We start from the raw sequence: 12,482 nt of genomic DNA, 5'->3' as shown, positions 1-12,482 counted from the left end.
AGCGTTAGTAAATAAATGGTGTTAATGGTGTGAGGAGAAGATCATGAAAGCTCATGTCCTCTACTTAATTAAAAGTGTAGTTAAGGGATGTGACGCAGACATGGCGCTCAGGTGACAATGTGGCGACAACTTTATTTGAGTGGGAGTTATTACACATCTCAACTAGTTTAGGGAAAACCGTTAATCCCTTGATCCATCAGGAATTAAACCCATGATCTTCCTCGGAATTCAGGGTCAGAGTTACTAATAAAGATCTTACTGATAATCCTTTTTTTCCTAAGAGTTTTAGGCTTTTTATTTAAGATTCTTGCTAATTATTTCTTGTCCATCATGAAATCAAACTCATCCAAGGGCTTGGCATATTCGACTCTAATCCTATAGTCACTTGGTTGGGAAGTTTTCCATGCCCAAGAGTAAACTTTGGTTGAATTGGCAGGAATCTCATAAATTGCATACTTGCCATCGCTCTCAAGAGGATGCCATTTGCTTTCTGGTTCGTCGTACCCTTTTGTTTCAAAGAACAATTTAGGGCCAACATAAATCTGGCAATAGTTTGGCCCACCGATGGGACAGGATGAGTTGCTCGAACTTTGGTAAGAAATAGTGTGATTATTAGCCAGAGTCTGTACTGATTTAGCGCAAATTTTGCCTCTCCACTGTTTGATATTGTTAAACCAAGCAATGTATTGGTAGCGCGGTTTTCCCCAACTCTCACCATTGCCTGGACTCCAGCCTTTTCCTTCGGGAAAAAGGTTAGGAGAATTTTGCCGTGTGCGGTCTAGGCTGGTAAACGGATTATTGGATAAAAAGCCACCAAAGGTAGATGACTTAAAGTTTTGATTGTTACAAGCTAAGTCAACTGATTGGGCATTGACTGACTGATTTTGAAACTTAGTAAAGGATATCCCAGCTATCAATAAACTAGTAACTGTTACACCCAATAGGGTGGAAATTCGTAAATTACTTTGCCGGATAGCTTCCCTGATTTTAACCATGGTTTATTCCTACTAATTTTGTGAGTTATTAGAGTCCAGACAATCCCTGAGAATTTTGCCTTCAAGCATATGGACTAGTTAACCTGCTTATAAATCAAAATTAAGACCTCTGGTTTTATACATAGAGTTGATTTTTGTAATAATTATTTACAACAAAAACCTACTGCTCTTAATAACGGAACTGCCATTGTTTGCACTGTTTAACAGCACTTTGACTACAAGTTGGGGCTAAATTTAGTGATTCACCTCAGAAAATTGACGCTAAAATCAGTAATTAGAAAAAGTCCTCAAAGTTTGAATTCGGGTGCAATTTACCGAAACTAACTAAGCAGGAATATTAAGTGATGAAAGAATTTTTAAAACATCTTCTCATCCGTACACCATTTGAAAATCCGGCAAGAAAGATACAATCTCTCCTCAGATTTAGGAAACGTTTTAAGCATCCTGAACTACAAGAAATTCATCTAGAGTCCCACAGAATTGAGCAGGTAACACAGCGTTTAATTAGTGAATCTTCCAACTGCATTGATATCGGATGTCATCTGGGCTCAATGCTTAGTGATATACTGCGACTTTCACCTCATGGTAGTCATATTGCCTTTGAGCCAGTTCCCTATAAAGCCCACTGGCTCAAACAAAAATTTCCCGAAGTAGCCGTTAAAGAAATAGCACTCAGCGATACATCTGGTAAAGTAAGCTTTTACATTAATACTCATCTTTCTGGTTTTAGTGGTCTTCAGCCACATAATGCCGAGAAACCTGAAAGTCTCCAGAAAATTACTGTTGAACGTGCCAGACTAGACACTATTCTGATGCCTGAGCATCGTGTTGATTTTATAAAAATTGATGTAGAAGGAGGAGAATTAGCCGTACTTCGTGGTGCTACGGAGATATTATCTCATCATCGCCCTACCCTCCTATTTGAGTGCACTCACTCAGGACTTTCTTCCTTTGGCTTTACTGCTTCCCAAATCTTTGAGTTCCTAACTCAACAGCATTCATACTCAATATTTCTACTCAAAGATTTCTGTAATAATGGAGAACCTCTGAGCAGGGAAAGATTCCTGAATGCAATAGAATATCCATTTCAAGCATTCAATTTTATTGCGACAGCGAATTGATACCAATTTACTGTAGTAGCTCGACAGTTTTCCCAATAAGTAAACAGCACTCTACCAAAACAATGACTGTTTTTCAAGAGGATTTCTTGATAAATCCTCTTGAGCTTTTTCTTAACTAAAAGATATTCTTAGCTTAAACGTATACAATACATACCTTAAATTTATTGCTGTAAGATATTTTACCGAATCAGTAATACTCATGAGCTGATTTTTATTGAGTAAACCTGCATTGAGGGAGCAGCATAGCCTGATTTTTTTATCATTGTGTTGATTACTCAATTCCTGTTCTGACTTCAATCAATAGTTAGTGCAACATTAAGAATCTCTAACAAGTTATCAGAGATTCTATTCTCTGCTGCATGGTAGGAAACTAAACTACATATACAGCTCACTTAATGGGTTTCCAAAAGATAATTAGTAACCTTTGAGCCTAACCAGATGTCTATTCGTTTTGCCAGCTTCAACGCATCTTTAAACCGTGATCAAGAAGGTGAATTGATTGCCGACCTCTCCACACCAGACAATCAGCAGGCAAGAAACACAGCAGAAATCATTCAACGCGTCAATCCCGATGTGGTGTTGATTAATGAATTTGATTTTGATGCTAACGAAACAGCAGCAAACTTATTTCAGCAAAACTATCTCTCAGTAAGCCAGAATGGCACAACAACAGTTGAGTACCCTTTTGTTTACCTTGCCCCATCAAACACCGGTATTCCTTCTGGCTTTGACCTCGACAACAACGGCGAAGTTGGTGGCCCTAACGATGCCTATGGCTTTGGATTTTTTCCTGGTCAGTTTGGCATGGTTGTCTATTCTAAATATCCCATTGATACTGCTAATATTCGCACCTTTCAAAACTTTCTCTGGAAGGACATGCCAGATGGGTTACTTCCCGATGATCCAGCGACACCGGAAGCCAATGATTGGTACTCGCCAGAAGAACTAGAAGTCCTCCCTCTTTCCTCCAAAAGTCACTGGGATATCCCAATTTTGGTTGATGGCGAGGTAATTCACGTCCTAACTAGTCATCCCACACCCCCGGTCTTTGACGGCCCCGAAGACCGCAATGGTCGCCGCAACCATGACGAAATTCGTTTTTGGGCTGACTATATCACTCCCGAACAAGGTAGTTATATTTACGATGACCAGGGAGTTGTTGGGGGTCTCACTCCCGGTTCACAATTTGTGATTATGGGTGACCAGAATGCTGACCCCTTCGATGGAGACAGCACCGATAATGCTGTTGGGCAATTACTGGATAATCCCTTAATTAATACCTCGGTAACTCCTAGTAGTATCGGTGGTTCAGACGCCAGCGTCCGTCAGGGTGGCGCAAATCTCAGCCACCAAGGTAACCCAGCCTTGGACACAGCGGATTTTAATGATGCTGAAGGTGCTTCCGGTAACCTGCGTGCCGATTATGTCCTCCCCTCCCAGAACTTGCCAATTAGTGAGGCTGCTGTATTTTGGCCACCAGCAACTGACCCCCTGTTCCCTTTAGTAGGTGAGTTCGATCCCAATCTGCAACCCACGGGTTTTCCTAGTTCCGATCATCGCTTAGTTTGGGTTGATGTTGAAGATGCTAACCGCAAAACCGTTGCCGATGTAGAATTTTTGGGGGAAGACACCTTTGAGACAGGTTTAGTTGTTGATGGCACTCAAGTAGGCGGTTTATCCGGCATTACTTACGATGCCACCGATGATCTCTACTACGCCATTTCCGATGACCGCAGTCAGAACAATCCTGCCCGTTTTTATACCCTAACAATTGATATTGCTGATGGCGATTTGCAAGATAGTGATGTCACCTTTACAGGTGTGACCACTCTCTTAGACGCCAATGGTACACCTTTTCCTGCCCTTAGCCTAGATCCAGAAGGTATTACCTTGAGGGATGATGGCACTTTGTATATTTCCTCTGAGGGGGATGCCAATCAGTCAATTAATCCTTTTGTTAACCAGTTTTCCTTACAAGGACAACAGTTGCAGGAGTTACCCGTACCTGCTAAATTTGTGCCGACAGCAGACGGTATGAGTGGTATTCGCAACAATCTCGCCTGGGAAAGTCTGACCATTACGCCAGACGAACGCTTCCTCTATACCGCGACAGAGAATGCCTTGACCCAGGATGGCCCGGCTGCTGACCTAGAAAATGCCAGTCCTTCCCGCATTTTGCGCTATAACTTAGCAACAGGGGAAGCTGATCAGGAATTTTTGTATTTTACCGACCCCGTAGCAGCCGCGAGTGTCCCGCCGGATGGTTTCCAAACTAATGGCTTAGTTGAGTTACTCGCACTAGATAATACTGGCAGTTTCCTCGCCTTAGAGAGGTCTTTCTCTGCGGGTGTAGGTAACGGCATCAAGTTGTACGAAGTGCGATCGCAAAATACCACAGACTTGAGTGACTTTGATAGTATTAACGGCTTCGAGGTTGATGCTGCCGCCGAGAAAAATTTATTGCTGGATTTCGCTGATTTAGGGCTAACTCTCGACAATATCGAAGGCATGACTTTTGGCCCAAAACTACCAGATGGTCGGCAGTCTTTAATTGTAGTTAGTGATAATAACTTCAGCGATACTCAATTTACTCAGTTCCTTTCCTTTGCCCTGGATATTAATACTATTCCAGCAGTAACACCCACAGGAGAAACACCTTCACTACTGCGGACTGAAGACGGTTCAGATGCTGACGACCCAGCAATCTATGTACATCCTACCAACTCATCTTTAAGCTTAGTAATTGCCACCTTAAAAGATGCTGGGTTGGTGGTGTACGACTTAAATGGTCAGGAATTGCAGCGTATTGCCCCGGCTAACCCTGGTGACGTTCGCTATAACAATGTTGATTTGGTTTATGGTTTCAATCTTGGTGGTCAAAGCGTCGATTTAGCTGTGGCTTCCGACCGTGAAAATGACACCCTAGCAGTTTTTCAGATTGACCCCGATACCCGTCAACTTAATAACATTACTGCCGACAGCCTCAGTCAAATTCCCGCCTCAATTTTTGGCATAGATGATGCTTCTCAGACAGCTTACGGACTGGCAACTTATACTAGCCCAGTTTCCGGCAAACCTTACGTCTTTGTTAGTCAGGCAGACGGCAACCAGATTGCCCAATTAGAGTTAGTAGATAATGGGGCAGGTCAAGTAGATGCCACAGTAGTGCGAACACTTACTGTTCCCCTTCCTGAAAGCGGTGAACTGGAAGATGCCCAAGTTGAGGGTATGGTAGTTGACCGAGAACTGGGCTTCCTCTACGCTGGACAGGAAAATTTAGGCATTTGGAAGTTTGCGGCTGAACCTGACGGAAGTGATGCAGGTCAGTTAATTGACACTGTGAGACCAGAAGGTAGTAACTTAGAAGCCGATGTTGAAGGACTAACTATCTACTATGGTGCCGCTGGTCAGGGTTACTTACTTGCCTCCAGCCAGGGTGACAACACCTTTGCTGTCTATGAAAGAGGAGGTTCAAATCAGTACTTGGGCAGCTTTGTAGTTGGAGAATCTCAGGGGATTGATAGCGCTGAGGAATCCGACGGGGCAGATATCATTAACGTCCCCCTAGGTGACCAATTTCCCTTCGGTTTGTTGGTAGTTCAAGATGGTTCTAATGACCCTGCTGCCGTTGCCATAGACGAAGATGGCGAAGAAATCCAAAACTTTAACGCCAACTTCAAGTTCGTTGGTTTAGAGAATCTAGCAGCTACTTTACCTGAGTTCTTCACCCTTGATACAGAAAGCTTTAATCCACGCCAGCTAACATCTAATCCTGCTTTTTCAGTCGCTAGCTTGACGACCAACGACAACAATATTTTCAGCTTAGATGGCATGGCTGGTGAGCCAAAGCAACTCCAATTCAGTTTAACCGGGGTTGATACATCTTCTGTCAGTGAAATCGGTGTGTTCACAGTTGAGGATGACCAGGGAACAGTTAAGGGCATTCTGCCCGAAGAAGATGGCTATTTGCCAGCCGCCTTGGAAGAAGCCCAAGTAATTTTCTCTCCCCTTCCTGATACAGTAGATTTGTTGGGTGATTTGAGTACAACTCAGCGTCAGTTAGGTTTTGAGAGTGGCGATCGCTTAGTCTTTTACCTAGTACCGGGCAGCACTACCGATGCAGTACTCTCAGGAGAAGCTACTCCTGTAATCTTTGGTTCGCCTTCTTTCAATACCGATGGCGTTAACTCTCTCCAAGTAACAGACTTAGGTAATGGCACTTTTAGCCTAGGTTGGGAAGACCAGCCTGGTAGCTCTGAAGAAGATTTTACCGACATTGAGCTAACTGTGCAAACAACCGATGCACCGCCAACGCCTGGTACACAATGGCAAGGACAGCGAGAAATCATCGATTTACGCGAAATTGACCTAGATGGAGATGGTCAAGAGGATCAGACGGTATCAGCCAACCTGATAATTAACCGTGAGGCAGCCTTTGACAATGCCTTGGGTCTGTACATCGTTGATGACATTGATGGTGGAATTGACTTGGATGGAGATACTCTGATTGATGTGCGTCCAGGAGATGAGGATTATATACAAGTTGCTCTTGGAGAGCGTAGCGTTATCGACTTAAATGCAGACATACCGATCTTAAACGATGTACAGCTACCTACGGGTATTCTGGCACCCTACATGATTGCCGACGGTACTAGAGAAAACTTTTTAGAGTCAAACTTCAATAGTATAGAAGAGCAAAGTCCATTAGTCTATTTTGCTTATTTAGGGGCTAATCCCGATAATGCTGATCATATCCGTCAGCTTGGGGATAACGTCTTTGGTTTTGAAGATTTGCCCGATGGGGGCGACCAGGACTTTAATGATTTAGTACTTCAAGTCAATTTTGGTTAGACTTCACAAAGCAAGAGATAGAAACAAGGAGTCTTGAACTCAAATGCTTGCTCAAGCCAGAAATTTACCGATAATTGACACTCCAGCATAGCCATCTGGCAACTCTTGCCTCCTCACCTTAATTTTTGACTACAGATAACCCTTCTTTGCCTACCAAAGAGGGGTTGTTAGTAACTTGTTCACTAGGTTCCGCTTCAACCAGTGCCGAATAATTTGAGAAGAAGACAGCTATTAGCCTATAACTTAAGGACAATCAAGAATACTTTGTCAACTCTAGTCATTCTATGCTCACCCGGATTAAAGACCTAGCCACAGAACTCGCACCTCGCTTCATTGAAATCCGCCGTCACATTCACTCACACCCAGAACTCAGTGGTCAAGAATACCAAACGGCTGCCTATGTTGCTGGTGTACTCTCTTCCTGCGGCATTGTGGTACAAGAAGTAGTGGGTAAAATCGGTGTGATCGGAGAACTCGTTGGTGGCACTGATGACCGCTTAGTCGCACTGCGTACTGACATGGACGCTTTACCCATCACTGAACGCACCCACCTGGAATTTGCTTCACGCCACCCAGGAATTATGCACGCCTGCGGTCACGATGTGCATACTACACTCGGTCTAGGTACTGCCATGATTCTCTCGAAACTGGGGGAACAACTACCAGGGAATGTGCGTTTTTTGTTTCAACCAGCGGAAGAGATTGCCCAAGGTGCTCGGTGGATGGTGCAAGATGGCGCAATGAATGACGTCAGTGCAATTTTTGGGGTACACGTTTTTCCCTCAATTCCTGCCGGTTCCTTGGGTATCCGCTATGGTGCCTTAACAGCAGCGGCAGATGATTTGGAAATTATTATCACGGGAGAATCTGGTCATGGAGCCCGCCCCCACGAAGCGATTGATGCAATTTGGATTGCTTCCCAGGTAATCACAACCCTACAGCAGGCAATTAGCCGCACCCATAATCCTTTGCGACCGATGGTCTTGACAATTGGAGAAATTAGTGGTGGCAGAGCACCAAATGTGATTGCTGACCAAGTACGCATGGCAGGAACAGTGCGATCGCTTCATCCTGAAACTTATGCCAATTTGCCCCAGTGGATTGAGCGGATTGTCGCCAATATCTGCAATACTTACGGTGCTCGTTACGAAGTAAACTACCGACGTGGCGTGCCTTCAGTGCAAAATGACTTAGCTTTAACTCAGGTCTTGGAAGCCTCGGCTAAAGAAGCTTGGGGTAGCGAACACGTCCTAATCTTACCAGAATCTTCCATGGGAGCGGAAGATTTCTCAGTATACCTAGAGCATGCTCCTGGCACAATGTTTCGCCTTGGTGTTGGGTTTACAGATCAACCGAACTACCCACTACACCATCCCGAATTTGCAGTAGATGAATCGGCAATCCTTACTGGTATAGTTACCCTTGCCTATGCCATCTACCAATACTGGCAAAAGCGTGCTTAAGACGAGGGAGACGAGGGAGAGGAGGGGGAAGGAATTGCCGAAAATCTTCAATCATCCTCCTGTCTTAAGAAGTTTCTTATGACTACTGATAGAGCTACTTTTGCAGTGTTTCGCTTAAGCTAATAGTATGTAAAAGAAGCCAATCATCTAAACTTATGACATCTCCCAACCCCCTCAAAGGCACAGATTTAGTCGATTGTGCAAGAGCTAATGTTAAGCAGGGAGTAGAAACTACAGCCAAACTTTCTGGCTATGGTGAGGATATTAATGCCTTTATGGAAGAACTAGAGAAGGCTTGCCAAAATATGGGTATTAAAGTGGATGACATAATTATTCAAGGAAGCTCTCCTCTGGAGACAGAAGGCAAGGTTATTGCTCCGGAAACAGCTACTGAGCTCTAAAGTTAAATCAATCAATTAAGTCGCCAAACTTTGATAGTGCCATCCACACCACCACCGATGATCAATTGACCATTAGGACTGATAGCAACCGCAGTCACTGAATCAGCAGAATCATGGTCAAGCATACCTAACTCTCGGCCAGTTCTGAGATGCCAAATTTTAATGGTGCCGTCGGCACTGCTACTGCTGAGAGTTTGACCATCAAAGTTAAAAACTACCGACATTACTGGTGCTGAATGACCTCGCAGGGAGTTTAGTAATTCAACGCTGCCTAGCTGCCATAACTTTACCTGTCCATCTGTACAACCAGCAGCGAGTATCTGACCATCCGGGCTAATGGCAAGGGAACATACTGAGCTGAGATTGCCTGTTAGGGTACACAGGGCAGCAGTTTCTCTTCCTGCCTCAGTAGGTTCTAGCCGCCAGATGGTAATCATACCATCACTACCGCCACTAGCCATGGTTTGACCATCTGGTGTGAGCGCGATCGCAGATACCAGTCCGGCGTTCTTGGTGAGGTTACCCAAGAATTCCCCTGTATCCAGACGCCACAGCTTGAGAGTTTGGTCAAAACTACCACTAATTAGGGTCTCGCCGTCTGGTCTGATGGCAAGTGAGCGCACCGAACTTTTATGACTACTCAGAGTGTTGCTTAATTTTCCCGTATCCAGACGCCACAGCTTAATTGTTTCGTCAAAGCTACCGCTGGCAAGAATTTGCCCATCTGGACTGATGGCAATAGACAACACTCCCTGGGAATGATCAGATAAGGTGTTAAGCAGTTCTCCTGTAGTAAGCCGCCACAGCTTGATAGTATTGTCAAAGCTGCCGCTGGCAAGAATTTGTCCATCCGGACTGATAGCAAGAGAACTAACCCAATCTGAATGTCCTGTCAGGGTGTGTAAACTGCTCCAGCTTGGTGGCGTATAGTCAAATGGTTCTGTATCTAGAGAGCTAGAGGAGTTATCCACCGGATTGAACAGATCTGGACCAGTAGGGGCTTGTCTTTCTGCAATTTCCGGTAACTGGCGGTGAAGTCGGGTAATTTCTGCAGTAGCTGAAGCCGTCACCTGTTCTAAGTGTTTTACTCTGGCGGGCAGTGAAGAGCCATTGAGATATTGCACAACACTACTGAGGGATTGCTCCAAACTGGTCAATTGCCCTCTGAGTTGAATAGTTTCTAGACTACTTGGTTGATTTTCGGGGGCTTCTAGCTGGGCAAGATACTCTGGTAGCTTTTCTTGTAACAAGACAAGGGCTTGTTGGAGCTGTTGTTCTGAGAGGGATTGGCTCTCTTCTGAGATTTGTCGATGTAACTTAGCTGTTTCTGCCTTGAGCCGACGCCTGATACGTTGCTCTAAATAAAGACGATTGATTAGGTTTAACACAAGAACCGCAGCCACTGGCACGGCTCCATAAATTAGCTGCCCAGATGCTACTGCCACGCCTAGGCCGATGACAGCTCCAGCAAGAAAGACATACTCTGCAATCTGTAGGCGGTGATTCCACATCGAACACCTCTGAAGATCAATTCCGGTGGCACCGGAACTTTCTGGCAAAACTAATTGGGCTTTACTAATGGCTGAAAACCACAATTAGTGTGATACCGATGCACGCCGATTGTAGCTGACTGGCAGCGCTTGTGAAAGTAAAACTTTAAACTTACGAAAGCCCTAATACCAGCCGAGCAATATTGAAATAAATCAAGACACCCAAGACATCGACTGCTGTAGTGATGAAGGGTGCAGACATCAGGGCAGGATCAAGGCCCATGGAGCGAAACAAAAATGGCAGCGCCGAACCGGCAACAGAAGCCAAAATTGCGATCGCTACTAAGCTAACCCCTACCGAGAAAGCAACAAAGAAATTGCCTTCTAGCCAGTAGGCCCACACAGTCGCTACAGAACCCAGAATTGTACCCAGTAGTGCACCTGCTAGCGCTTCTCGAAAAATCACCTGGGGTGCACCAAGATCGTTAATTTCATCGGTGTTCAAGCCACGAATCACCACCGTTGAAGACTGAGCACCAACGTTACCGCCAGTGCCTGTCAGCAGAGGAATAAATGCAGCCAGGATCGCCATTTGCTGTAAGAGAGCCTCTTGAGACTTAATAATTGTGGCAGTGACGCTGTTAGTTAGCAACAAGACGAATAACCAGACAACTCGTTTACGAGCTACGGTTATTAAACTCGTTTGGAAGTAATTGTCACGACCCGATTGCACACCACCACCTAAGGCGTAAATATCCTCGGTTGTTTCTTGCTCCAAAATGTCGATGACATCATCAACAGTGACGATACCCACCAGACGCTGCTCTCGATCAACTACCGGAACCGCCAGTAAGTCGTAGCGCTGGATTAGCCGTGCTACTTCTTCTTGGTCAGTATCCGTATCAACATAAACCACGTCTCGGGTCATAATTTCACCCAGAGTTTGCTGAGGCTGAGCAGTTACCAAATCCCGCAATGAAACGATTCCCTTGAGGTGTCTAGCCGCATCGGTGACATACAAGTAATAAATCATTTCTGAGACATTGGCTAAGCTACGAATTCGCTCTAGTGTGTCGCCAACACTCAAAGTTTCTTTGAGAGAGATATATTGGGGCGTCATAATCCGCCCCGCAGTATCAGCACCGTAACCCAAAAGCTGTGCTGTTGCTTGGCGTTCTTTCGGGCTAAGTTGTTCTAGTAAACGTCGAACAACTTTTGCTGGTAATTCGTCGAACAAGCGTACTCGGTCGTCTGGCGACATGTTGTCTACAATGTCGATCACTTCCTGACGCTTGAATTCCTCGATTAGCGCTTGCTGAACACTAGAATCGAGATACTCATAGACTTCTATTGCCTCGGCTTTGGAAAGCAAGCGGAACGCAATCACCTGTCTCGCTTCTGGTAAACCCTCAATTGCCTCAGCTATATCTACTGGCTGCACTGGCACTAGCAGCGCTTTTGCTCCTTGGAGGTTATTTTGCTCAAGCAGCATTTGCAACTGAGTACGGACTAACTGCCGCAGTTCACTGCGGGAGATTGTTGTCTGGAGGGGGATTTGGTCTTCAGTCAAGGCAAGCCCTCCTTTCGAGTCTTAGTTTAAGTGTTTCATTAAGTCTAAAGGGTTTTGGATTTTGCACTAGAGATCGAGGTTTTTGGACCATGGATTTGCTAAATTCAACTGACATATTTAAACTATTTCTCATTAAACCTTGAAGATGACTTTAATTTTGACTGCAGTACAAAGTCACTTAAGCAGGAAAGTTGATAATTTTTTCAGTCTGGGATTATTTTGGTCATCAAGCTTTCACTTTTTACCTCGTCAGGTTACTCAATTCCCCAAACAACGGGAAGAACAGCTAACTTGAGTCAGGTTTACTACTCTCCCAAATGTACGCCTAAATCAATTAAAGAGCCAGGTCTTTAGTTAATTGAGTGAGGTATCCGAGAGTAGCATGTTCCACTGAATATTATTGCTTAAACTTCTAAACAGCTAATTATTTTACAGCGGAGGAAGTATTTAGATACGGTAGGGATAGATGCTTTTCAATTTCCTAGTCTGTCTCGACTTATCATGATATTCGTCTTGCTGACAGAGGGAAAGATTTGGTATTGTCTTAGTAAGTTTAAGTGGCAAAGCTGATAGGTAGCAAACAATTAATAA

General features: G+C 44.5%; 7 protein-coding genes. 4 read left to right on the top strand and 3 right to left on the bottom strand.

The features are described 5' to 3' along the window. Positions 1-314 precede the first annotated feature (314 nt). Positions 315-995: a hypothetical protein gene (locus ACT7WV_RS09735; RefSeq protein WP_445102714.1), complete on the bottom strand. Its 681-nt coding sequence runs from the start codon at positions 993-995 to the stop codon at positions 315-317. 344 nt (positions 996-1,339) lie between these two features. On the opposite strand from ACT7WV_RS09735, the gene ACT7WV_RS09730 reads away from it, so the two are divergent. The 4 genes from ACT7WV_RS09730 to ACT7WV_RS09715 all read left to right on the top strand — a co-directional run bounded on the left by ACT7WV_RS09730 (position 1,340) and on the right by ACT7WV_RS09715 (position 8,831). Continuing rightward, positions 1,340-2,116: an FkbM family methyltransferase gene (locus tag ACT7WV_RS09730; protein WP_445102713.1), complete on the top strand. Its 777-nt coding sequence runs from the start codon at positions 1,340-1,342 to the stop codon at positions 2,114-2,116. Positions 2,117-2,554: 438 nt separating this feature from the next. Next, complete coding sequence (locus ACT7WV_RS09725; protein ID WP_445102712.1) at positions 2,555-6,967, top strand: phytase; 4,413 nt, start codon at positions 2,555-2,557, stop codon at positions 6,965-6,967. Between the two features lie 284 nt (positions 6,968-7,251). After that, positions 7,252-8,430 carry a M20 family metallopeptidase gene (locus ACT7WV_RS09720; protein ID WP_445102711.1) on the top strand — a complete coding sequence of 393 codons (1,179 nt, stop codon included), beginning with the start codon at positions 7,252-7,254 and terminating at the stop codon, positions 8,428-8,430. Between the two features lie 155 nt (positions 8,431-8,585). Continuing rightward, positions 8,586-8,831 (top strand): hypothetical protein, encoded by a 246-nt coding sequence (locus tag ACT7WV_RS09715; RefSeq protein WP_445102710.1) that lies wholly within the window; start codon positions 8,586-8,588, stop codon positions 8,829-8,831. A gap of 11 nt (positions 8,832-8,842) precedes the next feature. Here ACT7WV_RS09715 and ACT7WV_RS09710 read toward each other — a convergent pair whose 3' ends face one another. Next, complete coding sequence (locus tag ACT7WV_RS09710) at positions 8,843-10,390, bottom strand: WD40 repeat domain-containing protein (protein ID WP_445102709.1); 1,548 nt, start codon at positions 10,388-10,390, stop codon at positions 8,843-8,845. A 103-nt stretch (positions 10,391-10,493) separates the two neighbouring features. Then, on the bottom strand, positions 10,494-11,891 hold the full coding sequence (gene mgtE, locus ACT7WV_RS09705; RefSeq protein ID WP_445102708.1) for a magnesium transporter: 1,398 nt from the start codon (positions 11,889-11,891) through the stop codon (positions 10,494-10,496). Positions 11,892-12,482: the final 591 nt, after the last annotated feature.

The sequence above is a fragment of the Symploca atlantica LB2515 genome, from assembly GCF_052546295.1.
This window is presented reverse-complemented; position numbering and strand designations above follow the sequence as displayed.